The organism is Nocardia sp. NBC_00416, from assembly GCF_036032445.1.
Lineage (GTDB): Bacteria > Actinomycetota > Actinomycetes > Mycobacteriales > Mycobacteriaceae > Nocardia.
On sequence record NZ_CP107932.1, the window covers coordinates 4,162,722 to 4,188,212 of the forward strand.

The following is a 25,491-nucleotide window of genomic DNA, read 5'->3' on the forward strand; positions in this document are numbered from 1 at the left end:
ATCTCGGATGCGGTAGTCTCGACACAACAGGTCACGGACCGGCAACGAATCACCCGTGACCGCAGGCTGTGCGTTCAGATGAAGGGCTTGAGCACGTGGGGCGTCACCGTAAACAGCAACCTGCCACCGTTTCCCGTAGTTCGGTGATCGCGCTCACCGGGCTGGTTCCGGCCGGGGTCGTGGCCACCAACGCCGCGGCGGCCGTGGCCACCGACCCCACAGCGGCATCGGTGGCGATGCAGATCTCGGCATCCAACGCCGAACCCGCGCAGCCCGCAGCACCCATGGTCGTCGACTACAACACGCTGCACGCCATGGCAAAACAGTCGCCCGAGGCGCGGGTGGAAGTGAAATCGGTTGCGCTGGATCCGAATCGCGCCCGTAACGACCTTCCCGTGGCGGCGTCGGGAATTCCCGGTATCGCCGAGGCCGCCTATATCGGAGCCGAGCAGATCCTGGCCGACGAGAACCCGGACTGCAATATGCCCTGGACCATGCTGGCCGGTATCGGCCGCGTCGAATCCACGCATATGAACAACGGCAAGGCCGATGCCGACGGTAACGCGCTCGCCCCCGTGTTCGGCCCGGTGCTGGACGGCAGCCTCTCGGGCAACAATGTCATCCACGATTCCGACAGCGGCGCCCTCGACGGGTTCAGTGGCTACGACCGCGCGGTCGGGCCCATGCAGTTCCTGCCGGAGACATGGACAAAATTCGCCGCCGACGGCAACCGCGACGGCATCTCCGATCCGCAGAACTACTACGACGCGACCCTGACCGCCGGAAAGTACCTGTGCTCCGGCGGCGTGGATATGAGCGATCCCGCCCAGCAGACCAGGGCGATCCTGCGCTACAACAACTCCATGGCCTATGTGGCCAACGTGATGGCGTGGGAGCAGTCGTACCAGACGGGTGTCGCTCCGCGGCCCGCGGAACTTCCCCGGATCTGACGGCACTACGATCGGCACTATGCCAGTGGTAACGGAAGCGGAGGTGCGGGGCGCCCTCGCGAAGGTCGACGACCCGGAGATCCGCAAACCGATCACCGAACTGGGCATGGTGAAGAGCATCCGGATCGAACCGGACGGCGATGTGCACATCGAGGTCTACCTGACCACCGCCGGTTGCCCGCTGCGGACCGAGATAACCCAGCGGGTCAGCACCGCTGTCACCGATGTCCCCGGTGTCGGCGCGGTATCGGTCGATCTCGACGTGATGAGCGACGAGCAACGCACCGAACTGCGCAAACAGTTGCGCGGCGACTCGGCGGATCCGGTGATCCCCTTCGCCCAGCCCGGTTCCCTGACCCGCGTGTACGCGGTGGCCTCGGGCAAGGGCGGGGTGGGCAAGTCCAGCGTCACGGTGAACCTGGCCGCCGCACTGGCCGAACGCGGCCTCTCGGTCGGTGTGCTCGACGCCGATATCTACGGCCACTCCATCCCCCGGATGCTGGGCACCGACGCCCGGCCCACCCAGGTCGAGCGGATGATCATGCCGCCGGTCGCGCACGACGTGAAGATGATCTCGATCGCGCAGTTCACCAAGGGCAACACGCCGGTGGTGTGGCGCGGTCCGATGCTGCATCGTGCCCTGCAGCAGTTCCTCGCCGATGTGTTCTGGGGCGATCTCGACGTCCTGCTGCTGGACCTGCCGCCCGGGACCGGCGATGTGGCGATCTCCATCGCCCAGCTGATCCCCAACGCCGAGATCCTGGTGGTCACCACCCCGCAGATCGCCGCCGCCGAGGTCGCCGAACGCGCCGGCGCCATCGCCCTGCAGACCCGGCAGCGGATCGCCGGGGTCGTGGAGAACATGTCCTGGCTGGATCTACCCGACGGCACCCGGATGGAGCTCTACGGATCCGGCGGCGGCCAGGTGGTGGCGGACCGGCTCACCCGCGCCGTGGGGGCCGAGGTGCCGCTGCTCGGGCAGATCCCGATCGAGCAGGCGCTGCGCGAGGCCGGTGACGAAGGCACCCCGATCGTGCTGAAGGATCCGGACAACCCGTCCGCCGTCGCGCTGCGCGCCGTGGCGGACAAGCTCGCGATCCGTCGCCGCGGCCTGGCGGGTATGTCGCTGGGTATCGACACGACTCGCAATCTCTGAGCGCACCTAGACTCGGTCCATGCTCACCCTGCTGCTGTACGTCCTGATCGTCGGTTTGGTGGCCGCAGTCCTGTTCCTTCTGGCCAGCGCCCTCTTCGGGCGGTCGGAGGAATTGGGGCCGCTACCCGAGGGCACCACGGCGACGGTGCTGCCGGTCGAAGGGATCAGCGGCGCGGATGTGCGGGCGTTGCGCTTCCAGCAGGTCGTCCGCGGTTACAAGGCCGGTGAGGTCGACTGGGCACTGGCCCGGCTGGCCGCCCGTATCGACGAACTGCAGGGCCAATTGGCCGAGGCGCGCGCCGTCGGCGCGGCGGCGCACAGCTCCGGCCCGGAGCAGGAGCAGCCGTGACCACCGATACGCTGGTGCGCTGTCCGTGGTCGGGGGACACCGAGATCTACCGCGCCTACCACGACGAGGAGTGGGGTCGCCCGTTGCACGGCGACGACGCCCTGTTCGAACGGCTCTGCCTGGAGGCGTTCCAGTCCGGACTGTCCTGGCTCACCATCCTGCGTAAACGTGCCGCTTTCCGGGCGGCCTTCGCCGGTTTCGCCATCGACCGCGTCGCGGAGTTCGGCGACGCGGACCGGGTGCGTCTACTGGCCGACCCGGCCATTGTGCGCAATCGCGCCAAAATCGACGCCTGTATCGCCAATGCGAAAGTCGCGCGCACCTCCGATATCGGGCTCCACGAATTGCTGTGGTCCTTCGCCCCGCCGGCCCGTCCGCGCCCTCGCACCGTGGCCGAAATTCCGGCGATCACCACCGAATCCACGGCACTGGCAAAAGAATTGAAGCGGCGCGGTTTCCGTTTCGTCGGACCGACCACCGCGTATGCGCTGATGCAGGCCACAGGTATGGTCGACGACCATGTGGCCGAATGCTGGGTCGATACCCGGCACACCGGAGTCGGCTGACCGGTCACATTTGGACGTCGAGTGTCCGCCATCTCATGCGATAGGGAAGAATGGACCGAGTGCGGTCCGTCGTCTCAACCGGCGGACCGCCCGGTTGGTGACAACTGGAGTTCCGAGCAAGTGCGCAGGATACAGCGCAGATCTGGAGGGAGCAGAGGATGGCGGCCATGAAGCCCCGTACCGGGGACGGTCCCCTCGAGGCAACCAAGGAAGGCCGCGGGATCGTCATGCGGGTCCCGCTCGAGGGTGGCGGGCGTCTGGTCGTAGAACTCACGCCCGACGAAGCCGCGGCACTCGGTGACGAACTGAAGAGTGTCACCAGCTAGACCGGTAGCCGAAGAATCGGCGCTCGCCGCGGTCGCCGAGGTACTGAGCTGCCCCGAATGCGACCGCGGCCTGTCGCCCGCTGATCGCATGCTGCGCTGCGAACACGGGCACAGTTTCGATATCGCCAGGCAGGGTTACGTCAGCCTGCTCACCGGCGCGGCCACCAAAATGTCCGGTGATACCGCCGCCATGCTCGACGCACGCGCCGCTTTTCAGGGCGCCGGGTATTTCACGCCGATCGCCGAAACCATTGCGGCGGCCGCTGCCGCGGGGCATACGCCCGGCGCCACCGAAGTGATAGCGGATATCGGCGCGGGCACGGGGTACTACCTCGCGCGGGTACTCGACACGATCCCGGATGCCCGGGGTATCGCCTTCGATATCGCCAAACCCGCCGGCCGTCGGTGCGCTCGCGTCCATCCGCGGGCGGCCGCCGTGGTCGCGGACGCCTGGCGCGGCCTACCTGTCCGGGATCACTCCCTGACCACGGCGATGTCGGTGTTCGCGCCGCGTAATCCCGATGCGCTGGCCCGGGCCCTCACCGCTACCGGTCGCTACGTCGTCGTCACCCCCACCACACGCCACCTGGCCGAACTCATCGCACCGGTCGGCATGGTCACGGTCGATCCGGACAAGGACCGCCGCTTGGCCGAGGCCCTGGCCGGGCGGTTCACCCTACTGGACACGACGACGGTCGAATACCCGATGGTGCTGCCGCGCGCCGATATCGCGAACGTGGTGGCGATGGGTCCGTCCGCGCACCACGGCGCCGCGGCCGGAGAACGGATCGCCGGGCTGCCGGATACCTACGAGGTCACCGCGTCGGTCACCGTGGCCACCTACGCTCCCACCGGCGCACCGGACTGACCTCACCGCACGCGCCGCGCCGTGGTGAGAACCGGGCAATCGTGCTGGCACACAGAGCAATCCAGTCGCGACAGCGGCCTGATCAACGGGTAACACAACGCTGATGTGCTTGACGCATGCGGATACCGACGTTCGGCAAACGGAAAACCACGACCACCATCTACGAGCAGATCGGCGGGCACGAAGCGCTCGAAGCAGTTGTCGCCGATTTCTACACCCGGGTCCTCGCCGATGCGGAACTGGCCGGTTTCTTCAGCGGAACGAATATGTCCCGGCTGCGAGGTAAACAGGTCGAGTTCTTCGCGGCGGCACTCGGCGGGCCGGAACCCTATACCGGCGCACCGATGAAACAGGTGCATCAGGGCCGGGGCATCACCGTGCACCATTTCGAACTGGTGGCCGGGTACCTCACCGAATCGCTGGAGGCGGCCGGAGTCGGCGAGCACACCGTCGCCGAGATCATCGGCGCGGTCGCGCCGCTGGCCGGCGACATCACCTCCGGGTCGTCCACGGCCTGAGGGCGGCCGGGCTCACGGTTTGCAGACCGTGCGATAGACGTCCAGGGTCTGTTCCGCGATCCGGTACCAGTCGAATTCGGCGCGGGCCCGGCGGCGGCCGGCCGCGCCGAACTCGGCCGCCCGCGCCGGGTCCCCCGCCAGCTCGTTGATCGCGGCCGCCAGTTCGTGCTCGTAGGCGGCCGTCTCACCCGCGTCGTAATGGACCAGGCGACCGGTCCGCCCATCGTCGACCACCTCGGGTATCCCGCCGACATCCGAGGCGATCACCGCGGTCGAGCAGGCCATCGCCTCGAGGTTCACGATTCCCAGCGGTTCGTAGACCGACGGACAGACGAAGACCGTGGCGGCCGCCAGCAGCTGCCGGATCTGCTCGATCGGCAGCATTTCCCGCACCCAGAACACGTTCTCCCGGTACCGGTGCAACCCGGCGACCGCATTCGCGACCTCGGCCTCCAGCTCCGGGGTATCCGGGGCGCCCGCACACAGCACGAGCTGGATATCCGGATCGATCCCGCGCGCGGCCGCCAGCAGATGCCCGACTCCCTTCTGACGCGTGATCCGACCGACGAATACCGCCAGCGGCCGGTCCCCCCGCACGCCCAGTTCGTCGAGGATCCGGCGGCTACCCGGTTCCGGCGGACCGGGATGCCAGACACCGGCATCGATCCCGTTGCGTACGACGTGCACGCGGGCAGAGGTCAACGCGGGATAGGCGTCGAGCACATCGCGCCGCATCCAATCGCTCACCGCGATCACGGCGTCGGCGTGTTCCAGTGCGTTGCGTTCGGACCAGGACGACAGGCGGTAGCCGCCGCCGAGTTGTTCGGCCTTCCACGGCCGGCGCGGCTCCAGCGAGTGGGTGGTGACCACGTGCGGGATCCCATAGAGGGTGGCGGCCAGATGGCCCGCCAGCCCGGCGTACCAGGTATGCGAATGAACCACGTCCGCCGCCCCCACCGCGTCGGCCATCCGCAGTTGCGCCGACATCATCCGGAGTGCGGGATTGGCCGCGTCCAGCGCCGGATCCGCGGCGTGCACTTCGGCGTCGGCGCGGGGCACGCCCATACAGTGCACGGTCACCGTGCTCATCCGCCGCAGCCGGGCCACCAACTCCGTGACGTGCACGCCCGCGCCGCCGTAGACCTCGGGCGGAAATTCTCGGGTCAGCATGGCCACCCGTAGCTCATCGCCGCCGGACGACTCGGCCGCGCCGCTGGAACCGAAACTCACGAATTCACGGTAGTCGCCGAGCGGTCGATGCCCGCCGACCACCTCGTTCGGTAGGTTTGGCACTGTGAGGAGCCAGCCGCACGTACTCGGAATCGTGCTCGCCGGTGGCGAGGGCAAGCGACTCTTTCCGCTGACCGCCGACCGGGCGAAACCGGCCGTGCCGTTCGGCGGCGCCTATCGGCTCATCGACTTCGTACTGAGTAATCTCGTCAATGCCGGTTTCCTCCGGATATGCGTGCTGACCCAGTACAAATCGCATTCGCTGGACCGGCATATCTCACAAACCTGGCGGCTTTCCGGTTTCGCCGGTGAATACATCACCCCGGTGCCCGCTCAGCAGCGGCTGGGGCCGCGTTGGTACACGGGCAGCGCGGACGCGATCATGCAATCGCTGAATCTCATCTACGACGAGGATCCCGATTACATCGTGGTGTTCGGCGCCGATCACGTCTACCGCATGGACCCGGAGCAGATGGTGGCCCACCATATCGACTCGGGCGCCGGTGTCACCGTGGCCGGTATCCGGGTGCCACGCAGCGAGGCGGGGGCTTTCGGCTGCATCGATTCCGACGAAGCCGGGCGGATCATCGGTTTTCTGGAGAAACCCACACATCCACCCGGCATCCCCGACGACCCGAATTCCACCTTCGCCTCCATGGGTAACTATGTGTTCACCACGAAAGTGCTGGTGGATTCGATCAAAGCCGACGCCGACGATTCCGATTCCGACCACGATATGGGCGGCGACATCATTCCGAACCTGGTCGCGTCGAGTCAGGCCGCGGTCTACGATTTCGCCGATAACGAGGTACCCGGCGCCACCGATCGCGACCGCGGCTACTGGCGTGACGTCGGCACCATCGACGCTTTCTACGAAGCGCATATGGACCTGGTGTCGGTGAATCCGGTGTTCAACCTCTACAACCGGCACTGGCCGATCCGCGGCGCGGGCGAAAACCTGCCACCGGCGAAATTCGCCCGGGGCGGGCTGGCCCAGGAGGCCATTGTCGGGGCGGGCAGCATTCTCTCCGCGGCCACTGTCCGCAATTCGGTGCTCAGTGCCAATGTCATGGTGGACGACGGGGCCACCGTCGAGGGCAGTGTGCTGATGCCGGGGGTGCGGATCGGCCGGGGCGCCGTGGTGCGCCGGGCGATCCTGGACAAGAACGTCATGGTCTCCGAAGGCGAGATCATCGGGGTGGATCTGGACCGCGACCACGACCGGTTCGCCATCAGCAACGGCGGTGTGGTCACCGTGGGCAAGGGAACCTGGGTCTGAGCGACAGCGCCCCGGACCGGACCGTCACATCCCGGGTCGCCGTTCCCCCGGATACGGGTGCGTCCCCCTCGTGATGAGGGGGACGCACCGTGAAAAAACGCTGTCGAGGCAGTTCAGCGGATATCGCGTCCGCGGATTCCGGTCAAGCCGACGGCCAGCAGCACCGCACCGAGACCCACCACCACGACGACCGGGGTAGCCGTGAACTCCGAGCCGGGAACCTTGGGCGCGTGACTGAACGGCTCGAGGTCGCGGACCCACTGCGGGACCCCGGAGAACGAGCCGAGCAGGAACACCGCGATCGCGGCGGTGAGCAGACCCCACGCCAGTGGCGTCCACCGCGGGACCAGCCCGAACAGCGCGACCGTGACGGCGGCGAAGAACCAGATCGCGGGCAGCTGGACCAGCGCGGCGGCCAGCACACCGGGCAACTTCGCACCGACGTCACCGGCGGCGATTCCGTAGGTCAGCCCGCCGAGCAGTCCGGCGACCAGCATGATCACCACCGGACCGCCCAGCGCGAAGACCAGATGGGTGCCCGCCCAGCGGACCCGTCCCACGGCGCCGCTGAGCACGGACTCGGCCTGTCGGCCGTTCTCCTCGCTGAACATCCGCAGCGCGGCCGATACCGCGTACGCCGCGCCCGCGACACCGAGCATGGTGAACGCGTAGGCGATGAACGAATCCTCCAGCGAGTCCGCGCCGCCCATCCTGGTCACCAGATCGCGCAGCGTCGCATTGCTGCCGAAACCATCGCCGATGCCGTTCACGACGCTCCCGATCACCAGGCCGTACAAGCCGACACCGACCGTCCAGGCGAGCAGAGTGCCGCGCTGCAACCGGACCGCCAGGCCCAGCGGCCCCGTCAGCGCCGACCCCGCCGCCGGCGCTCCCAGTCGTTCGGCGATGAGACCCCCGCCCACATCGCGGCGGCGCAGCAGCGCGTACGCGGCGGCGATCGTCACCGACAGCAGGATCAGGTGCAAGAGCAGCACCCACCATCGGTCTCCCGCGTACGGACGGATCTGCAACGACCAGCCCTGCGGGGACAACCAGGTCACCGGATTCACCGGCCCCGATCCGGCCTGCGCGTCCCCCACCGCGCGCAGGGTGAAGGTCGTCGCGAGCACCGCGAACGCCAGCCCCCGGGCGAGCCGGGCGCCGGTGCACACCTGCGCCGTCACCGCGGCCACGGCCGCGAACACCATGCCGGACGCCGCGAGCGCGAGCCCGAAGGCCAGCGACCCGCTCGCCGGGACGTCGGCGGCCGTCAGGCTGACGGCCCCGAGCAGCCCGGCCAACAACGCGCCGCCGCAGGCGAGGAGCAGCGCGGCCGTCAGATTCGCGTAGCGACCGATCGAGGTGGAGGACAGGATCTCGGTGCGCCCGGTCTCCTCCTCCGCCCTGGTGTGCCGGATCACCGTGAGGATGGTGGCCACCGCGATCAGGGTGTGGAACATGCCCGCTTTCCAGATCCCCACGGCGCCGACCGAGGTGTCGTAGATGGGGCCGTACATCGCCAGCTGGGCCGGGCTGGCCAGGATCGTGGCGGCGAACGAGGCCCGATCTGCCGCGGTGGGGTACACCGACTCGATACTGGCGAGGTAGACGCCGCCCAGCGGCAGCGACAACAGCAGAATCCACAGTGGCGCCACGACACGGTCGCGGCGCAGGTACAGCCGCAGCAACCGGGTGGTTCCGGTGAATCCGGTGCCCGCGGACGCGGAATCGAGCATTCCGTGCCGGGCGCCGGCGACGGCGGTGGTCATTTCCGGACCTCCTGCAGTTCGCCGGCGTCCCGGCCGTTCACCGAGTAGTGGCGCATGAACAGCTCTTCCAGCGTCGGCGGCTGGCTGACCAGGCTGCGCACTCCGGTATCGCCGAGGACGCGGATCAGTTCGGCGAGGTGTTCGCTGTCGACCTGGCAACGCAGGGTGTGATCGTCCATGCTGAAATCGGCGACCCCGGACATGGCCCCGATATCACCCGGATCACCGGTGAGTTCCGCGGTGATGGAGGTGCGGCTCAGATGCCGCATGGACGCCAGCGTCCCACTCTCCACGGTGCGTCCGGACCGGATGATGGTGACCCGCTCGCACAGCGCTTCCACCTCGGACAGGATGTGGCTGGACAGCAGCACCGTCGCGCCTCGTTCGGCCGCCTCCGCGACGCATTCCCGGAAGACCTGTTCCATCAGCGGGTCCAGGCCCGAGGTGGGTTCGTCCAGTAGCAGCAGCCGGGTGTTCGACGAGAACGCCGAGACCAGCGCAACCTTCTGCCGGTTGCCCTTGGAGTAGGTTCGCGCTTTCTTCCTGGGGTCGAGCTCGTATCGTTCGATCAGCTCGGCCCGGCGCGCGGTGTCCAGCCCGCCGCGCATGGAGGCCAGCAGGTCGATGGTCTCGCCGCCGGTCAGCGACGGCCACAGGGTCACATCACCCGGCACGTAGGCGATATCGCGGTGCAGTGCCACCGCGTCCGCCCAGGGATCGCGCCCGAGCATCCGCACCTCCCCGGAGGTGCGCGAGAGCAGGCCGAGTAGCACCCGGATGGTCGTGGACTTCCCGGCGCCGTTGGGTCCCAGGAACCCGTGGACCTCGCCTTCGGACACTTCCAGATCCAGTCCGTCGAGTGCGCGGACTTTCCCGAAGTGTTTGTGCAGATCCCGGATGTGAATTGCCGAAATCATCAAATCTCCTCGTGGGACAGAGAAATAGAGTCATTGCAGAGGTGGATATCGGGCACGGCGACGGTCGGCAGCCGTGCGTTTTCAGTGGTCGTCGGCGGCGGACGGCTCGCACCGACCCGCCTTGTCGGCGAGGAAGGCGTCCAGCGCCGACGAGTCGGGAAGCAGGCCCTCGGTGAAGACCTCGAGCGCGGGCAGCAGCATCTGGTCGCCGTACTCTCGCAGCGCCTGCCGATAGTCGACCTTCCCGTCGGCTCCGGCACGCAGACGCAGGAACAGCAGCATGCCGCCCCCGTTGACGGTCGCGAGATAGCGCGCCATGGCCTTCGGATCCCGCGGTTTGCGCACTGCCCCGGAGGCGATGCCGGCCTCGATGTACTGTTCGACGTCCTCGACCATATGTTCGAAGAGGACCGCGGCCAGCTCTCCCCCGGCCTGGAAACTTCGCATGATGTAGGCGATGACCGGAGCGAACTCCTCTATCTCGGCCAACTGCTGCAGCATGTTCCCCGGCGACGGCCGGTTCATGTAACTCATCTTCGATTCGCGGATGATCGCGCGTACCTGGTCGTCACATTCACGGCGGAGCCCGTCCTTGGACCCGAAATGATGGTTGACCAGCCCGGGCGAGACGCCGGCCGCCGCCGCGATGGCCCGCACACCGACCCCGAAACCCTCCTCACCGAACAGGACGAGAGCCGCATCGCGAATACGGGCCCGTGTGTTCAGATCGTCGCTTGAACGCATGTTCAATACGTTAAACACACGTTCAATCCCTGCGCAAGAGGAGACGCCGTAGAGATTGCGTAAAGACCCACACCCACCCCGTCCGACGCCCCGGCAGCCGACCCACCGCCCCGGCGACCGGCATCGGCAACCGCAACCGCGCAGCCGAAGCACAAGTCCGGAAACCGGCGTCGCACGACAACGCCCCAGGTCAGCCGGGTCCCACCGGGTCGCCGCGGGTTTTCCTGCGCGCCCTACTCGCTGAAGATCTCTTACCCGTAGTGCGGAGCATCGCACTACGGCGCGGGATCCGGCCGGAATACCCACCCGGCCACCGACCCAGGACATACCGGATAAAGCGATATCCCGGTCGCGAATTCTCTCCACGCCGGATCCGCGCGCCGGACCCGGCACGAGCATCGGATCCGCGACGACGAACCTGTCCGCGGCGCCACGGCCGGACCGGCGGAGAATCAGCCCCGCGCTAACCCTTCGAAGCGCACAGCAGCCCGTCACCGAGCGGAATGAGAACGCTGGTCAGACCGGGATCCTCGGCCACACAGCGGGTGGCGGAACGTACCGCCTGGGTCGCCGCGTCGCGATGCGCGGGATCGGGGACTCGCCCGCCGAGCAACGCGTTGTGCAGCAGCACCGCACCCCCCGCGCGCAACAGCCGCACCGCTTCGGCGATGTACTGCGGATGTTCGATCGGTGCGGCGTCCAGGAAGACCAGGTCGTAGGCGCCGTCCGCCAGTCGCGGCAGCACGTCCAGCGCGCGGCCGTTGATCAACCTGGTGCGAGCGAGCGGGATATCGGCGGCGCGGAAGGATTCCTTGGCCGCTCGCTGATGTTCGGGCTCGGAATCGATAGTGGTCAGGGTGCCGTCCTCGCGCATCCCGTCCAGTAGCCACAATCCGCTGACCCCGGCACCGGTCCCCACCTCGACGACCGCCCGCGCGTCCAGCAGCTGCGCGTACATGCTCAGCAGGGCCCCGACCGACGGCGGCACCGGAGCCGCTCCCAGCTCGATGGCCCGTTCGCGGGCACTGTCGAGTACCTCGTCCTCGACGACGGATTCCTCCACGTAGGCGAGATTGAGCTCCAGGTTCGATGCCACGCCCTTGAGGCTATGCGAAACGCGGCCAAGCTGGTCGCAACATTCTCAGGTGTCCCTCAGGATCCCCATATCCAGGCCATATCGAGAGGCGGAAGAGTGAAGGCCACGCAAGACCAGCCGACCGACCCAGCAGGATGGGAACAACGGGACACCAACCGACCGTTGTAACCCGTAACGACGGCCCGAGAACCGGGCCGCATGTTCGAGCCTACGCCTCGGTCCCGATCAGGAGGTTGTCACCATCCACATGGTCGACGCGGCACGCGAGTCCGCCACCTTGCCCGAGCTGCCCCGGGCCCGCCGTTCGGCAGCGAGCGCCGGGTACACACTGCCCGGGCGGGACGACTTCGGCCCGGGCCCGTTTGAGGGGCCCGATTCGGAGGTAGCCGCAGACCACGACCTGGTGACCAAGGAACCAGCTCCGCCGGACGCCCTGATGGAGGTGCCCGATATGTCCAGTAACGACCAGCGCGCCGAGGAATACGACGCCACGCGAGCCGTGGACGCCGCGATAGCGGAGGCGATCGAAGGTTCCGAGCTCGCCGCGGCCGACAGCATGCTGCCGCTCACCGGGACCGCCGCCTTCGACGCCACCGGCGACCGCACCGTCATGCCGACCTGGGACGAACTGGTGCGCGAGCACGCCGACCGGGTCTACCGGCTGGCCTATCGCCTCTCCGGCGACGCTCAGGACGCCGAGGACCTCACCCAGGAGACGTTCATCCGGGTCTTCCGATCCCTGTCCAGCTATCAGGCGGGCACGTTCGAGGGTTGGTTGCACCGCATCACCACCAACCTCTTCCTCGACATGGTCCGGCGCCGCAGCCGGATCCGCATGGAGGCGCTACCCGAAGACTACGACCGCGTCCCCGCCGACGGGCCCGGCCCCGAGCAGGTCTTCCACGATGCCAGGCTGGATCCCGATCTGCAGTCCGCACTGGACTCCTTGGCCCCGGAGTTCCGGGCCGCGGTCGTCCTCTGCGATATCGAGGGATTGTCCTATGAGGAAATCGGTGCGACCCTCGGCGTGAAGCTCGGAACGGTCCGCAGCAGGATCCATCGCGGACGGCAGGCACTGCGCGAGTATCTTGCGCATAATGGAGTACAGGAGCGTTTCGCCGCCGAGGCGAGCTTCGGGTGATCCTGCGATCATGACGCCGGGATCGCGGCAGTTTGTGATGTCGGCTGGGAAGGATGGGCAGCGAATGAGTGGCGACTCCAGTACGCCCGGTCGTCGTTCCCCGCAGTTCCACTCCACCGAACATCTGGCGAGCGAGGCCGTCGCCGCCTATGTCGATGGCGAACTGCGGATGAATCCCTATCTGCGTGCGGCCCAGCATCTTTCGGTGTGCCCGGAATGCGCGGCCGAGGTAGAGGCTCAGCAGCAGGCGCGGATCGCGCTGCGCCGGGCCTCCCAGGTGTCGGTTCCCATCGGCCTGCACGACAGCCTGTCCCGAATTCCGCTCGCCGAACCGCCCAGCGGGGCGCAATCCCGAAATTCGGCCGGAAATCCGCGTAACGAGGCAGTATTCGGTTTCGCGAGCCAATCTTTCTCGGCAACCTTCGACAGCTTCCGGTGGTCGGTGTGGTGGCGCAAGTAGAGTTTGCCGCGTGAGTTCCGAACCGACGCACAATTCCCCTGCCGATAACGCCGATTCGGTGGATGAAAACGGCACGACGAACGATAACGGCATGCTGCGTCCACCCGGGGCGCCGGTGCTGGCCCCGCGGCCGGTCTACCGACCACATGTGGACTCACATACCGCGCATGCCTTCCGCCGTCCCGCCGGCCAATCCGGATCCTTCGCCGCACGCGGCGCAGGCACCGAGTCCACGGCGGCGTCCGCGCCGAAAGGGCCGCCCGAGGCGGTACTGGCCGAAGCGTTCGGCCGCCCGTCCGGCTCCACCGAACTGCTCCAGCGCGACCCCGACGCCGTCTCCGACAAGGGCCCGGTGGCCGGTCCCGCCGACCCCTGGCGCGATCCGGACTCGCTCGCGCGCCTGGGCGCACCGGCGGTCGGATCACCGACGACCCGGGAACTGCCCCCCGCCGAGCAGCTCTCGGCCCGGCAGGTCCTGTTCGGTTCGCGGGTAGCCCCCAAGGCGCTGCTGGTACTCGGTGTGCTCGCCCTGGCGATCGGCCTGGTCGGCGGTCTCGTGGGCCGGTTGACCGCGGAAACCGCCTCGACCCTGACCTCACGCAAGGTCAGCCTCGAGCAGTCCGACAGCGACCAGCCGCACGGCCCGATCGCGCAGGTCGCGGATGCGGTGCTGCCGTCGGTGGTGTCCATACGCACCATGGTCGGCGAGAACGGCGCGACCGGCTCCGGGGTCGTCATCGACGGCAACGGGTACATCGTCACCAACAACCACGTCATCTCCATGGCGGCGCAGGACCAGTCGGGACGCGCCCGGATCCAGATCACCTTCTCCGACGGCACCCGCACGCCGGCCAATATCGTCGGCCGCGACCCGAAAACCGATCTCGCGGTCCTGAAGGTCGATGTGAAAAATCTCACGGTCGCGCAGCTGGGTAAATCGGGTGATGTGCAAGTCGGAGACGCGGTTCTGGCCGTCGGCTCGCCGCTCGGGCTCAGTAAAACCGTCACATCGGGCATCGTCAGCGCCCTGCACCGCCCGGTGAAACTCGAGGGCGAGGGCAGCGACACCAAGGCCGTCATCGACGCCGTGCAGACCGACGCGTCGATCAACCCGGGCAATTCCGGTGGCGCGCTGGTGGATGCGGACGGCCGCGTCATCGGCATCAACACCGCCATCCGCAGCGAGAGCGGCGGCTCGGTGGGGCTCGGGTTCGCCATCCCGGTGGATCAGATGACCGAGGTCGCGCAGACGCTGATCCGTGACGGGTCGATCCACCACCCGATGATCGGTGTGAGCGCCCGCCAGAAAACCGTCGCCAACGAAGTGATGAGCGGCGCTGAAGTCGCCGATGTGCAGCCCGGCAGCCCGGCCGCGAACGCGGGCATCGTCGAAGGCGATGTCATCGTCCGTATCGGCGACCGCGAGGTCACCAATCCCGACGAACTGGTTGTGGCGGTACAGATGAACGATATCGGCCAGACGGTGAACGTCCAGCTCATCCGGGAGGGCCGGCAGGTCGACATCCCGGTGACGCTGGCCTCCGACTGATCCACCGGTCGCGGCGCCGGGTAACCTGGTGAGGTGTTCAGCAGTATCGGGTGGGGCGAGATGCTCGTGCTACTCGTCGCCGCCCTCGTGATCCTCGGCCCGGAGCGCCTGCCCGGCGCCGCACGGTGGACTGCGCGCAGTCTGCGCCAGGTCCGCGATTATGCGACCGGTGCGACATCGCAATTGCGATCCGAACTCGGGCCCGAATTCGAGGATCTGCGTAAACCACTCGCCGATCTCCAGGAATTACGTGGGATGTCTCCGCGTTCGGTGGTGACGAAACATCTTCTGAACGGGGACGATTCCCTTTTCCGGGATCTCGACGGCGCACTGCCGAACAGTAAGAATGTTCTCGGCACACACAGCGGCATGCCAGATTACCCGAAGATCACGCCGGATAAACCCTTGGAACGCAACGAACGTCCGCCGATCGATACTGACGCCACCTGATTCGTCAACCAGACTAGACGCAGTTCGCTGACTCGCTGTCTAGACTTCGCACATGTCGGCCGATGACGTGGCGCGTATTTTCGCGATCGAAGACAAAGTCGAGCGACTGAAGGCCGCCACGGAGGGTGTCGCAGCGGCCCAGCAGACAATCAACGAGCTCACCCGTATTCGACGCGCGGTGATCCGGGAGCTACACGCCGAGGGGTGGACTTTCGCCAGAATAGGCGCCGCCGCGGGCCTTTCCCGCGCCCGGATCCACCAGGTGAGCACCCAGGGCCCGGCACCGGAGGGTTTGTTCTTCGGGCACGGTCCGCTCACTCTGCTGGTCCCGGACACCCGCGCCGGCAGGCTGATCGGTGCGCCCGACCCGGCGGCCGCGCCGCGCCTGGCCGAACAGCTACGCGAGCTGGGGTTCGCGGTGACGATCGAACCCTTCGCCCCCGGGCGTCCGATCGATCTGCTGCGGGACGGGCTCATCGTGATCGGCGGGCCCGAACTCTCGCCCAGCCTCCGCCATCTCATCGCCGCCGATCCGCGGCTACGCCGCGCGGCCGCCCGCCCCGGGGACGGCCGGCGCGGTATCGAGGACCGCGCCGCCCGGCGCATCTACCGCCCCGCCAGCCCGGAACCGCACGATATCGCCTACCTGGCCCGCCTACCGCGCCCGGACGGCCGCGGCTCGATCCTGGTCCTCGACGGACTGCACCCACCGGGATCGCTGGGCGCGGTCCGCCTGCTGGCCACCCGGCTGGCGACGCTGCACGAGCGCGCAGCCAGCCGCCGCTTCTCGGTGCTGATCGGCGTCCGCTACGAACGCACCACCGGTGAACCCGTGGACGCGGACCTGCTGACCCCGGTCTATCTCCACGAACCGGTCGATTCACGCCCCCAGGCAGTTCGCCAGCGTCGCTGACTGTCGCGCGTTCGGCGACAGCACGAAAAGTCCGCGGCCGGGCCTCTCCCCGACACGCCGAAAACACCTATAGCGACAGTGAATATCAGCTGGTCGGCGAATTGATACGCTGATGCGCGGCAGGTCGCTTACTTATGCCGCATCCGATTGTCCCGGCGCGCGGTGCGATAACCATAGAATTACTTCGCACCGCACGGGTGCACCGTGACGATGTCTGGCTCCGAACAGATAATTCGTGGAGGCGCAGGTGAATGCGTTGATTATCTTGGCGGTGGCGCTGATCGCGATCGGATTGCTGGTATCGGTGTTCCTGTGGTGGCGCAGCCCGGATTCCGGCGAGAGCGAATACGTGACAGTGGCCGAACTCCAAGCGCGCCTGGAACACGAGGGCGAACCCATCGAACAACCCACGGCCGGAGAATCTTCCGACGACCAGGACCGGCCGCGGACCGGGGACGCGCACGAATCGGCGAATGCCGACGACGCGCCCGCCGAACCGGAAACGCCCGCCGCGGACGAAACCGCCCCGCCGCACACACCCGAGAAGCCCGCGACCACAACCGGCCACGACGACCGAGCGGACTCCGGCTCCGGAGCAGCGCGCCCGGACCCGGGTGACAAGCCCCCGACCGAGGAGTAGGGCCGGTATCACCGCACCCGGAGGGTGCGGCGATACCGGCCCACAGCACTCAAGCAGCCGCTACGTCCGGGCGGATCGTGTTCATCGGCGGCCGATCGATCAAGTCCACCGCAGTACTGTGCGGAGCGAACTCACCGCCGATCAACGGGAACTGGGTCAGCGCCGCCCCGGAATCGGCGACACCGCTGCGGCCCAGCACGGTCCCCAGGATCTGCCGGCTCATCACCCCGAGATCGGCCAGCGGCCGATTACGGTGCGTCCGCACACCGAGGTTGACCTGACCGATAGCACTCAGACCGAGCCGATCGTAGGTATCGAGCAGCAACCCGATCTCCACCCCGTAACCGGGCGCGAACGGGACCGCAGTGAGCAACTCCCGGGTACCGGCGTACTCACCGCCCAGTGGCTGCAGTACCGGGGTCAGCCCGGGGCGCAGCGCGGCCAGCAGCGGCCGGGCCACGAGTTCGGTCACCCGCCCGCCGCCGTGGGCGTCCACACCGCCACCGTGCAACAGCGGACGCCGGTAGTAGGCCTTCACCAGATGCAGATCAGGGGTGGTGAGCAGCGGACCGAGCAGCTTCGGTACGAAGGCCGGATCCGGATCGATCAGATCGGAATCGACGAACGCCACCAGATCGCCTCTGGTCACCGCGAGCGAACGCCACAGCACCTCGCCCTTGCCCGCGATCGGGTCCAGCTCGGGAACGGCCTGTTCCCGACTCACGACCTCGGCGCCCGCCGCACGCGCGCGTTCGGCCGTGGCGTCGGTGGACCCGGAATCCAGGACCACCAGTTCATCGACCAGGCTGCCGAGCAGCGGGCGGATACTCGCCACCACATCGGCGACCGTTCTCTCTTCGTTCAATGCGGGCAGCACCACCGAAACGGTGCGCCCCGCCTTGGCGGCGACCAGTTCGGCCACCGACCAGTCAGGGGCATCCCACGTGTTGGTCGACGCCCAATCGGGCTCGTGATGTGAAAATTTCATACGAGACCTCGCAGTGTTCGTACGGGGGGCCGGATGCCCTGGATCGCGGCGATCATGTCCACTACTCGACGGGTCGCCGCGACCTCGTGCACACGGAAAACGCGAGCACCGGCCGCGGCCGACCAAGCTGTTGCCGCCAATGTGCCCTCCAGCCGTTCGGAAAGTCCGACACCTAATGTCTCTCCGATGAAATCCTTGTTGCTCAGCGCCATCAAGACCGGCCACCCGCTTTTAACAAGAACGTCCGCTGCCCGCAACAGTGCGAGCCCGTGATAGGTGTTCTTTCCGAAATCGTGCGTCGGATCGATGAGAATCGAATCCCGGCGCACCCCCGCCGCGGCAGCCTGCTCCGCGGCCCGGACCACAGTATCGGTGACCTCGGCCACCACATCGGCGTACCGGACACGATGCGGGCGGGTCCGCGGCACCGCGCCCCCGGTATGACTGCACACGATCCCGGCCCCGGTCTGGGCAGCCACCGGCACCAACTCCGGATCGGCGCCCGCCCAGGTGTCGTTGATCAGATCCGCCCCCTCCGCCACCGCCGCCCGCGCGACCTCCGATCGCCAGGTATCGACACTGATCAACAGGTCGGGATACGCCTCCCGGATGGCCGCCACGAACGGCACCACCCGCCGCGCCTCCTCGGCGGCATCCACGTTCTCCCCCGGACCCGCCTTCACTCCGCCGATATCGACCAGGTCAGCGCCCTCGTCGACGGCACGAGCGACCGCCGCCAACGCGGCGTCATCGGTGAAAGTGGCGCCCCGGTCGTAGAAGGAATCCGGGGTCCGATTCACGATCGCCATCACCAGCGCGCGATCTGTCGCGACCACCCGGCCGCAGAGAGTCGGCGACGGCCGGACGGCTTCGAACATGACCTCGAGTTTATGGCTGTGTCTATTGCCCCGCCTTCGGCGGGGCGGGTCGGGGCCCTTGTCAACCCCGGTTGTGTTGGATTGCGTCGCCTGCGGCGCCGCGGGTCGGGGCCCTCGTGACCCCGGTTCTTCACTCCGGCACTCAGTCGCTGCGCTCCCTCGCTCTGTCGCTCCAGAACCGGGGCGGGCCCCGACCACGGGAGCCGACCCGTCGAGGTGCCCGGCATGGTCACACAGCATCAACGACGGCCCGAAACCGAGTGGGCCGCCGACCACGGAAGCCGACCATCCAGCGAACGCTCGGCGTCCGCACACGGGTTCGACGGTGGTCTGTGCCCTCCGCGAACACACGCGTTGCGCTACTCCCGGCCCAGCGCGGCGAAGGCTTCGGCGAGGTCGGTGGTCACCGTCACGCGGTCCAGCGCCTCCTGGGGGACGAAACCGCGGTCGCGGAGTTCGGCGAGCCAGGTGAACAAACCGGTGTAGTGACCGTCGAGGTCCAGGATCGCCATCGGCTTGGTGTGCTGGCCCAGCTGGCCGCCGGTCCAGGTTTCGAAGAACTCCTCCAGGGTGCCGATACCGCCCGGCAGGGTGAGGAAAGCGTCGGCCCGGTCCTCCATGACCTGTTTGCGCTGGCGCATGGTGTCGGTGACGACCAGTTCATCGGAGTCCACGTCGGCGACCTCGCGGTGGACCAGATGTTTGGGGATCACCCCGACCGTGTTGGCGCCGCCGGCCCGGGCCGCGGTGGCCACCGCGCCCATCATCGATACGTGCCCGCCGCCGGACACCAGCTGCCAGCCGCGCCGGCCGATCTCGACACCCACCCGGGTGGCCAGATCCAGATGGGCGGGATCGGTGGTGCTGGCCGAGCAATATACGCACAGCGCGAACGGTCGCGGTGTCACCATTCGTCCTCCGTACCGACCTTCTCGATGGGCGCGACGCCCGGCTCGGACTCCTGGATGATCCGCACCACGTCCTCGACCTCGTCGGTGACGTGCAGTAGGTCGATATCGTCGGGCGAGATGCGGCCGTCGGCGGCCAGCGAATCACGGATCCACTCGACCAGCGGCGCCCAATAGCGGCTGCCGAACAGGATGATCGGAAACCGGGTGATCTTGCGGGTCTGCACCAGGGTGAGCGCCTCGAACAGTTCGTCGAGTGTTCCGAACCCCCCGGGCATGCACACGAAAGCCTGCGAATACTTCACGAACATGGTCTTGCGTACGAAGAAGTAACGGAAATTGATGCCGAGATCGACCCAGTCGTTGAGGCTCTGCTCGAACGGCAACTCGATCCCGAGGCCGATCGAGTAGCCACCCGCCTCCGACGCTCCGCGATTGGCCGCCTCCATCACCCCGGGGCCACCACCGGTGATCACCGCGAAACCGGCGGACGCCAGGGCCCCGCCCAGCTCCCGCGCGGTCCGGTATTCGGGATGTTCGGGGTCCGTACGCGCCGAACCGAACACGCTCACCGCCCGCGGAACCTCGGCCAAGGCCCCGAAGCCCTCGACGAATTCGGCCTGGATACGCAGGACCCGCCACGGGTCGGTGTGCACCCAGTCGCTGTCCTCCCGCCGGTCCAGCAAATGCTGATCGGCAGTGCTACCCCGTGGGGTCCGTTCCCGGCGGAACATGATGGGCCCGCGGAACCGGGACCTGGGTTTGCCGGCCATCCCGGATTCGGCGGCGTCGGTTGACATGGGCGCAGTGTATTTGGCGCGCTGGCGCGCGCGGGGGTCGAGGCCCCCTTGGTCCCGACGTTCAGCCCTCGAGACTCGAGGCTTCGCCTCATGCGCTTCGAGGGCTGCACGTCGGGACGGGCCTCAACCCTTTGAGGTGTCTCGCTGAACTCGACGCCGGCGGTCACGTCGCACACCGAACTCACGACCCACGACACACCAGTCCGCGCCGGCAAACCCCCGAACGTCTCCCCTCCACGAACCGCCGCACCACACTGCACCGAACCTTCCACAACCCGCCTGGCGCAACAATCCGCCGAGGCACCCCGCCACGGTCTCCCGTCCGCGAACGGCCGCACCCTTCCTGCACCGAGTCCAGCGAGGCCGACCCGACAAAGCAACCCGACCCTCACCCTCCGGTGAGATACCCCCGCAGCATCTCCGTGACGGCTGTGATCTGAGCCAACGGCACATGTTCGTCGCGTTTGTGGGCGAGGTTCGGGTCGCCCGGGCCGAAGTTCACCGCCGGGATACCCCGGGCGGCGAACCGGGAGACGTCCGTCCAGCCGTATTTGGCCCGCACACCCGCCGAGCCGTGCGCCCGCACCGTTTCGACGAGGCCGCGAGCCGCGGGCGCGGTGAGTCCGGGTAGTGCGCCCGACGCCGCGTCGGTGACCTCCAGCTCGAGTTCCAGTCCCGCGAAGACTTCACGCACATGCTCGATCGCCTGATCCACGGAGCGGTCCGGAGCGAACCGGAAGTTCACCTCCACTTCGGCCGCGTCGGGGACGACATTGCCCGTGACTCCGCCCGCGGCGCGGACTGCGGAGAGCCCCTCCCGATACCGGCAGCCGTCGATGTCGACCTCCCGGGCCCGATATTCCGACAGCCGCGTCAGTACCGGCGCCAGCCGGTGGATCGCGTTGTCACCGAGCCAGGACCGCGCCGAGTGCGCCCGCACCCCGGCGGTGCGCAACCGGACCCGCAGGGTGCCCTGACAGCCGGCCTCGATCCAGCCGCCGGAGGGTTCGCCGAGGATCGCCAGATCCCCGTCCAGCCATTCCGGGACTTCCCGTTCGATGGCGTTGAGGCCGTTGAATTCGGCGGAGATCTCCTCACAGTCGTAGAAGATCAGGGTCAGGTCGTGGACCGGTTCGGCGACAGTGGCGGCCAGGTGCAGGAACACCGCGTCACCCGACTTCATATCGACCGATCCGCATCCGTAGAAGACCTCGGCGCCGTCCTCGGTGGTGAAGCGGCCCGGGACGTTGTCCGCGATCGGCACGGTATCGAGATGCCCGGCCAGCACGACCCGGGTCGGCAATCCCCGGTTCGTGCGCGCGAGCACCACATTGCCGCGGCGCAATACTTCGAAACCGCTGGTCTGGGCGCGTAGCGCGCTCTCCACTGCCGTGGTGATCGCGGCCTCGTCCCGGGAAACGCTCGGGATGTCGACGAGCGCGGCGGTGAGTGCGATGGGGTCGGCGTGCAGGTCGAGGTTCACGGGATACGAGCGTAGAGGGGCCACACCACTCGGGGGCCGTTGGTGGGTAGGCTTTCGTGTCGTGAGCACTCAGGGAGCAACCGCCATCGGCATCGCCAACGTGACCGCGGACGGAACCGTGCTGGATACCTGGTTTCCCAGCCCCGAACTGGGGCAGTTCGGCGAAACCGGCACCGAACGCCTCGCTGCGGCGCCCGCCGAACTCGCCGAACTCGTGGGCTCGGACGCCGCCCGCGGTGTCGAGGTGGTCGCGGTGCGCACCACCATCGCCGACCTGTCCGCGGCCCCCGTGGACGCTCACGACGTCTATCTGCGGTTGCACCTGCTGTCCCACCGGCTGGTCCGCCCGCACGAGGTGAGCTTGGAAGGCCAGTTCGCCCTGCTCAGCAATGTCGTGTGGACCAACCACGGCCCGGCCGCGGTGGAGGGCTTCGAGTCCACCCGCGCCAAACTGCGCGCCCGCGGCCCCGTCACGGTGTACAGCATCGACAAATTCCCGCGCATGGTCGACTACGTGGTGCCCGCCGGCGTCCGGATCGGCGACGCCGATCGGGTGCGCCTCGGCGCGCACCTCGCCGCCGGGACCACCGTCATGCACGAGGGCTTCGTGAACTTCAACGCCGGCACCCTGGGCACCTCCATGGTCGAAGGCCGGATCTCCGCCGGCGTCGTGGTCGGCGACGGCTCCGATATCGGCGGCGGCTCCTCGACGATGGGCACCTTGTCCGGCGGCGGCACCACGATCATCTCGATCGGCGAGCGGTCCCTGTTGGGCGCGAACGCGGGCCTGGGCATCCCACTCGGCGACGACTGCGTCCTCGAGGCAGGCCTCTACCTGACCGCCGGCACGAAGGTCACCACCCCCGACGGCACCGTGGTCAAGGCGGCCGATCTGAGCGGCCGGAACAACCTGCTGTTCCGACGGAATTCGCAAACCGGAACGGTCGAGGTGGTCTCGCGCGCGGGCACCGGCATCGAACTCAACGAGGCGCTGCACGCCCACAACTGATACATGGCACCCCTGTGTTTATTGCCCCGCCTTCGGCGGGGCGGGGTCGGGGCAATTGTCAACCCCGGTTCTTCACTCCTGCGCTCAGTCGCTGCGCTCCTTCGCTCCGTCGCTCCAGAACCGGGGCGGGCCCCGACCATAAAGGCCGGGTATCTGGACCGGGTGACATCGCTGCGGCGCGGGGTGTGAAAACCGGCGCGAACCCACGGCGATGTCAGTCCTTAATGGTCGCGAACTCCGACAAGGAGCTCGCGCTCGCAAACTCGGGGCGAGGTCTACCGCACACGCTCCGTCTCAACGGCCCGGTGCCCGGAAGAGTCGGCTCGAGATGCGGAACATCCGCACTGCGAAAGTAGAACGTAGGCGATTGACGAGTCCTCGTGCCGCTGGAAGCGGAGCGTGGTCCGGCGAGGTGCCGACCAGGCGCAGGTGGCGCCGATCCCAACCTCCGTCGGCCCGCGACCGCTGATGCCGACCACCCAGCGGAAGCCCGGGGCGCTGGTCGTACTCCTCGCGAACCCGGCGACTTCCAGGGCTCGCGGATGGCCGGGCCGGAGCAGATGGATCAGGAGGCTGCCGACGCGGCCGTACCGGCGGTGACGCCGTCGATGCCGAAGGAGATCACCCGGTCGGGATGGATGCGGATGAGTTCGCTCTCCCCGGGGCCGATGTAGGTGACGGTGTCGGTGAGCGCCTCCGCGGTGCCGCGGATCTCCAGGCAGCGCACCCGCCACGGCTGGGCCGAGGCGATATCGTCGACCACGAACGCCACCCGGTCGTTCCCGGCCAGGTTCCGGAACTTGCGGGACCGGCCCATATTCCAGCCCGCGATATCGATGGTGCCCAGATCCGGGTTGTAGCGGAAGCCGACCGGATTGTTCTGCGGCGCACCGTCGGGCGCGACCGTGGCCAGTCGACCGAGCTGCTGTCCGGCGAGATAGTCGATCTGGTCCTGGGTGAGCGTCGTGTTCATGATCCGACGGTAAAACCTCGACCTGAGTGGAGGTCAATAGTCGCCGCCCCGCTAACTCAGTTGCTTCTTCTGCACCTTGCCCATGGCGTTGCGCGGGAGCGCCTCGACGAAGCGGATCTCCCGGGGTCGTTTGTGAATCGAGAGTTGTTCGGCCACATGGTCGATCAATGCCTGCTCGTCCGGTGCCGCGCCGCGCGGGACCACGAACGCGACGATCCGCTGGCCCAGGTCCGCGTCGGCCAGGCCCACGACCGCCACCTCCGCGACCGCGGCATGACCCAGCAGACAGGTTTCCACCTCCCCCGCGCCGATTCGGTATCCGCCGGATTTGATGAGGTCCACCGATTCGCGTCCGACGATCCGATGGAAGCCCTCGGCGTCGATGGCCGCCACGTCTCCGGTGCGGAACCAGCCGTCCTCGGTCCAGCAGTCCGCGGTAGCCTCCGGCCTGCCGAAATAGCCGTCGAACAGCATGGGCCCGCGAACCTGGAGGCCCCCGATACTCGAACCGTCGTGCGGCACCGGCCGTCCCGTCTCGTCCCGCAGCCGGGTCTGCACGCCCCGCACCGGCACACCCACACAGCCGGCGCGCCGCGCACCGTCCGCCCGAGCCGACAGGGTGATCATGGTTTCGCTCATCCCGTATCGCTCTACCGGGGCCTGGCCGGTGAGTTCGGCGAGCCGCTCGAACACCGGGGCCGGCAGCGGAGCGCTGCCGGAGATCAGCAGCCGGGCCGTGCTCAGTTCTTTCGCCGCGACGGGGTCGTCGGCGATCCGGGTCCACACGGTAGGCACTCCGAAGTACATCGTGCCCGCGGCCGCGGCGTAGTTCGCCGGTGTCGGCTTCCCGGTGTGCACGAGTGGGCCGCCGACCCGCAACGGCCCGAGCAGCCCCAGGATCAAGCCGTGGACGTGGAACAGCGGCAAGCCGTGTACCAGCACATCGGCCGCAGTCCAGGCCCACGCTTCGGCGAGGGCGTCCAGACCGGCGGCGATCGCGCGGCGGCTCAGCACCACGCCTTTGGGCGCCCCGGTGGTACCGGAGGTGTAGAGCACGAATGCCGGTGCAGCAGGGTCGGGTTCGGGGTAGGAGTGCCAGGACCGGGCATGTTTGCGGACCGGCACCACCGGGAGTCCGGTTCCGTCGGGCGCTTCGCCCAGCCAGGCCTGGGCACCGGAATCGGTGAGAATGTGCTCCAGTTCCGCCGGGCCGGAATCGGGCGGTACCGGCACCACGGTCACACCGGCGATCAGGCAGCCGACGACGGCGAGAACCGTCGGCACCGTCGGCCGGGCCAGCACCGCGACCCGCTCCGCACGGGCGACACGTTCGGCCACGGAGGTGGCGGCGCCGAGCAGATCACTGCGGGACAGCGTCACACCGTCGATGGTCACGGCGTCCGGGATATCCGCCCCCGCGGCGACGGCGAGGGGGTCGAGGGAGCTGAGCAGGCGGGTGCCATGGGACATGTACCCAAACTACTGCCCCGGCCCCGGGCGCATACCGGCCACCTGCTCGTACTATTCCCGA

27 protein-coding genes are annotated in these 25,491 nt (G+C 68.0%); 15 read left to right on the top strand and 12 right to left on the bottom strand.

The features are described from left to right. The first annotated feature begins 95 nt into the window (after positions 1–95). The 7 genes from OG804_RS17750 (at position 96) to OG804_RS17780 (ending at position 4,733) form a co-directional block, all read left to right on the top strand. Positions 96–950 carry a lytic transglycosylase domain-containing protein gene (locus tag OG804_RS17750; protein WP_328387905.1) on the top strand — a complete coding sequence of 285 codons (855 nt, stop codon included), beginning with the start codon at positions 96–98 and terminating at the stop codon, positions 948–950. A gap of 19 nt (positions 951–969) precedes the next feature. Beyond that, positions 970–2,106: an Mrp/NBP35 family ATP-binding protein gene (locus OG804_RS17755; RefSeq protein WP_328387907.1), complete on the top strand. Its 1,137-nt coding sequence runs from the start codon at positions 970–972 to the stop codon at positions 2,104–2,106. A 19-nt stretch (positions 2,107–2,125) separates the two neighbouring features. After that, positions 2,126–2,455: a DivIVA domain-containing protein gene (locus OG804_RS17760; RefSeq protein WP_328387909.1), complete on the top strand. Its 330-nt coding sequence runs from the start codon at positions 2,126–2,128 to the stop codon at positions 2,453–2,455. Beyond that, entirely contained in the window at positions 2,452–3,021 is a 570-nt protein-coding gene (locus OG804_RS17765) for a DNA-3-methyladenine glycosylase I (protein ID WP_328387911.1), read from the top strand. Before OG804_RS17760 ends, OG804_RS17765 begins: the two co-directional genes overlap by 4 nt. A gap of 158 nt (positions 3,022–3,179) precedes the next feature. Beyond that, a complete protein-coding gene (locus OG804_RS17770) occupies positions 3,180–3,347 on the top strand; it encodes a DUF3117 domain-containing protein (protein ID WP_011211259.1) in 168 nt (55 codons plus the stop codon). Beyond that, a complete protein-coding gene (locus tag OG804_RS17775; protein WP_328387913.1) occupies positions 3,334–4,215 on the top strand; it encodes a putative RNA methyltransferase in 882 nt (293 codons plus the stop codon). Before OG804_RS17770 ends, OG804_RS17775 begins: the two co-directional genes overlap by 14 nt. A gap of 116 nt (positions 4,216–4,331) precedes the next feature. After that, on the top strand, positions 4,332–4,733 hold the full coding sequence (locus OG804_RS17780) for a group I truncated hemoglobin (protein WP_328387915.1): 402 nt from the start codon (positions 4,332–4,334) through the stop codon (positions 4,731–4,733). Positions 4,734–4,745: 12 nt separating this feature from the next. Here the strand turns inward: OG804_RS17780 and glgA are convergent, their stop codons facing one another. Then, positions 4,746–5,903, bottom strand: coding sequence for a glycogen synthase (gene glgA / locus OG804_RS17785; RefSeq protein ID WP_328398495.1), 1,158 nt, complete (start codon positions 5,901–5,903; stop codon positions 4,746–4,748). Between the two features lie 124 nt (positions 5,904–6,027). Between glgA and glgC the strand changes: the two genes are divergently transcribed. Beyond that, a complete protein-coding gene (gene glgC / locus OG804_RS17790) occupies positions 6,028–7,242 on the top strand; it encodes a glucose-1-phosphate adenylyltransferase (protein ID WP_328387917.1) in 1,215 nt (404 codons plus the stop codon). A gap of 113 nt (positions 7,243–7,355) precedes the next feature. Here the strand turns inward: glgC and OG804_RS17795 are convergent, their stop codons facing one another. From OG804_RS17795 to OG804_RS17810, 4 genes are all read right to left on the bottom strand, one after another. After that, positions 7,356–9,011 carry an ABC transporter permease gene (locus tag OG804_RS17795; RefSeq protein ID WP_328387919.1) on the bottom strand — a complete coding sequence of 552 codons (1,656 nt, stop codon included), beginning with the start codon at positions 9,009–9,011 and terminating at the stop codon, positions 7,356–7,358. Beyond that, entirely contained in the window at positions 9,008–9,928 is a 921-nt protein-coding gene (locus OG804_RS17800; protein ID WP_328387921.1) for an ABC transporter ATP-binding protein, read from the bottom strand. The genes OG804_RS17795 and OG804_RS17800 overlap by 4 nt, the downstream gene beginning before the upstream one ends. A gap of 81 nt (positions 9,929–10,009) precedes the next feature. Beyond that, positions 10,010–10,672 (bottom strand): TetR/AcrR family transcriptional regulator, encoded by a 663-nt coding sequence (locus OG804_RS17805; protein WP_328387923.1) that lies wholly within the window; start codon positions 10,670–10,672, stop codon positions 10,010–10,012. A 463-nt stretch (positions 10,673–11,135) separates the two neighbouring features. After that, positions 11,136–11,768, bottom strand: coding sequence for an O-methyltransferase (locus OG804_RS17810; protein ID WP_328387925.1), 633 nt, complete (start codon positions 11,766–11,768; stop codon positions 11,136–11,138). A 556-nt stretch (positions 11,769–12,324) separates the two neighbouring features. Between OG804_RS17810 and sigE the strand changes: the two genes are divergently transcribed. The 6 genes from sigE (at position 12,325) to OG804_RS17840 (ending at position 16,921) form a co-directional block, all read left to right on the top strand. Continuing rightward, positions 12,325–12,909, top strand: a complete 585-nt coding sequence (sigE, locus tag OG804_RS17815) for an RNA polymerase sigma factor SigE (RefSeq protein ID WP_442941888.1) — start codon at positions 12,325–12,327, stop codon at positions 12,907–12,909. Positions 12,910–12,973: 64 nt separating this feature from the next. After that, positions 12,974–13,369: a hypothetical protein gene (locus OG804_RS17820; protein ID WP_328387926.1), complete on the top strand. Its 396-nt coding sequence runs from the start codon at positions 12,974–12,976 to the stop codon at positions 13,367–13,369. Positions 13,370–13,379: 10 nt separating this feature from the next. Further along, on the top strand, positions 13,380–14,918 hold the full coding sequence (locus OG804_RS17825) for a S1C family serine protease (protein ID WP_442941559.1): 1,539 nt from the start codon (positions 13,380–13,382) through the stop codon (positions 14,916–14,918). Between the two features lie 33 nt (positions 14,919–14,951). Beyond that, complete coding sequence (tatB, locus tag OG804_RS17830; protein ID WP_328387927.1) at positions 14,952–15,368, top strand: Sec-independent protein translocase protein TatB; 417 nt, start codon at positions 14,952–14,954, stop codon at positions 15,366–15,368. 52 nt (positions 15,369–15,420) lie between these two features. Continuing rightward, entirely contained in the window at positions 15,421–16,281 is an 861-nt protein-coding gene (locus OG804_RS17835) for a hypothetical protein (RefSeq protein WP_328387928.1), read from the top strand. 247 nt (positions 16,282–16,528) lie between these two features. Then, complete coding sequence (locus OG804_RS17840; protein WP_328387929.1) at positions 16,529–16,921, top strand: hypothetical protein; 393 nt, start codon at positions 16,529–16,531, stop codon at positions 16,919–16,921. 49 nt (positions 16,922–16,970) lie between these two features. On the opposite strand, the gene OG804_RS17845 is transcribed toward OG804_RS17840, so the two are convergent. The 5 genes from OG804_RS17845 to dapE form a co-directional block, all read right to left on the bottom strand. Further along, positions 16,971–17,909 carry a glucosyl-3-phosphoglycerate synthase gene (locus OG804_RS17845; RefSeq protein WP_328387930.1) on the bottom strand — a complete coding sequence of 313 codons (939 nt, stop codon included), beginning with the start codon at positions 17,907–17,909 and terminating at the stop codon, positions 16,971–16,973. Then, the gene (gene folP, locus OG804_RS17850) at positions 17,906–18,787 is read right to left on the bottom strand and encodes a dihydropteroate synthase (RefSeq protein ID WP_328387931.1); all 882 of its coding nucleotides are present in this window, start codon (positions 18,785–18,787) and stop codon (positions 17,906–17,908) included. The genes OG804_RS17845 and folP overlap by 4 nt, the downstream gene beginning before the upstream one ends. Positions 18,788–19,146: 359 nt before the next feature. Then, positions 19,147–19,698 carry a TIGR00730 family Rossman fold protein gene (locus tag OG804_RS17855; protein WP_328387932.1) on the bottom strand — a complete coding sequence of 184 codons (552 nt, stop codon included), beginning with the start codon at positions 19,696–19,698 and terminating at the stop codon, positions 19,147–19,149. Continuing rightward, entirely contained in the window at positions 19,692–20,495 is an 804-nt protein-coding gene (locus OG804_RS17860) for a TIGR00730 family Rossman fold protein (protein WP_328387933.1), read from the bottom strand. Before OG804_RS17860 ends, OG804_RS17855 begins: the two co-directional genes overlap by 7 nt. Before the next feature lie 388 nt (positions 20,496–20,883). Beyond that, positions 20,884–21,978, bottom strand: a complete 1,095-nt coding sequence (gene dapE, locus OG804_RS17865) for a succinyl-diaminopimelate desuccinylase (protein WP_328387935.1) — start codon at positions 21,976–21,978, stop codon at positions 20,884–20,886. Between the two features lie 61 nt (positions 21,979–22,039). Between dapE and dapD the strand changes: the two genes are divergently transcribed. Next, the gene (gene dapD, locus OG804_RS17870) at positions 22,040–22,987 is read left to right on the top strand and encodes a 2,3,4,5-tetrahydropyridine-2,6-dicarboxylate N-succinyltransferase (protein WP_328387937.1); all 948 of its coding nucleotides are present in this window, start codon (positions 22,040–22,042) and stop codon (positions 22,985–22,987) included. 565 nt (positions 22,988–23,552) lie between these two features. Here the strand turns inward: dapD and OG804_RS17875 are convergent. Next, a complete protein-coding gene (locus OG804_RS17875) occupies positions 23,553–23,960 on the bottom strand; it encodes a PPOX class F420-dependent oxidoreductase (protein WP_328387938.1) in 408 nt (135 codons plus the stop codon). A 51-nt stretch (positions 23,961–24,011) separates the two neighbouring features. Continuing rightward, complete coding sequence (locus OG804_RS17880) at positions 24,012–25,430, bottom strand: acyl-CoA synthetase (protein ID WP_328387939.1); 1,419 nt, start codon at positions 25,428–25,430, stop codon at positions 24,012–24,014. Positions 25,431–25,491: the final 61 nt, after the last annotated feature.

What these genes read in the sequence shown, in the direction of transcription:
- OG804_RS17845 (WP_328387930.1), bottom strand. Translation starts at nt 17,909, where the DNA reads ATGAAATTTTCACATCACGAGCCCGATTGGGCGTCGACCAACACGTGG.
- OG804_RS17875 (WP_328387938.1), bottom strand. Translation starts at nt 23,960, where the DNA reads ATGAACACGACGCTCACCCAGGACCAGATCGACTATCTCGCCGGACAG.
- OG804_RS17755 (WP_328387907.1), top strand. Translation starts at nt 970, where the DNA reads ATGCCAGTGGTAACGGAAGCGGAGGTGCGGGGCGCCCTCGCGAAGGTC.
- OG804_RS17820 (WP_328387926.1), top strand. Translation starts at nt 12,974, where the DNA reads ATGAGTGGCGACTCCAGTACGCCCGGTCGTCGTTCCCCGCAGTTCCAC.
- OG804_RS17880 (WP_328387939.1), bottom strand. Translation starts at nt 25,430, where the DNA reads ATGTCCCATGGCACCCGCCTGCTCAGCTCCCTCGACCCCCTCGCCGTC.
- folP (WP_328387931.1), bottom strand. Translation starts at nt 18,787, where the DNA reads ATGTTCGAAGCCGTCCGGCCGTCGCCGACTCTCTGCGGCCGGGTGGTC.
- OG804_RS17805 (WP_328387923.1), bottom strand. Translation starts at nt 10,672, where the DNA reads ATGCGTTCAAGCGACGATCTGAACACACGGGCCCGTATTCGCGATGCG.
- sigE (WP_442941888.1), top strand. Translation starts at nt 12,325, where the DNA reads ATGCTGCCGCTCACCGGGACCGCCGCCTTCGACGCCACCGGCGACCGC.
- glgA (WP_328398495.1), bottom strand. Translation starts at nt 5,903, where the DNA reads ATGCTGACCCGAGAATTTCCGCCCGAGGTCTACGGCGGCGCGGGCGTG.
- OG804_RS17855 (WP_328387932.1), bottom strand. Translation starts at nt 19,698, where the DNA reads ATGGTGACACCGCGACCGTTCGCGCTGTGCGTATATTGCTCGGCCAGC.
- OG804_RS17800 (WP_328387921.1), bottom strand. Translation starts at nt 9,928, where the DNA reads ATGATTTCGGCAATTCACATCCGGGATCTGCACAAACACTTCGGGAAA.
- OG804_RS17860 (WP_328387933.1), bottom strand. Translation starts at nt 20,495, where the DNA reads ATGTCAACCGACGCCGCCGAATCCGGGATGGCCGGCAAACCCAGGTCC.
- OG804_RS17795 (WP_328387919.1), bottom strand. Translation starts at nt 9,011, where the DNA reads ATGACCACCGCCGTCGCCGGCGCCCGGCACGGAATGCTCGATTCCGCG.
- OG804_RS17760 (WP_328387909.1), top strand. Translation starts at nt 2,126, where the DNA reads ATGCTCACCCTGCTGCTGTACGTCCTGATCGTCGGTTTGGTGGCCGCA.
- OG804_RS17770 (WP_011211259.1), top strand. Translation starts at nt 3,180, where the DNA reads ATGGCGGCCATGAAGCCCCGTACCGGGGACGGTCCCCTCGAGGCAACC.
- OG804_RS17780 (WP_328387915.1), top strand. Translation starts at nt 4,332, where the DNA reads ATGCGGATACCGACGTTCGGCAAACGGAAAACCACGACCACCATCTAC.
- OG804_RS17835 (WP_328387928.1), top strand. Translation starts at nt 15,421, where the DNA reads ATGTCGGCCGATGACGTGGCGCGTATTTTCGCGATCGAAGACAAAGTC.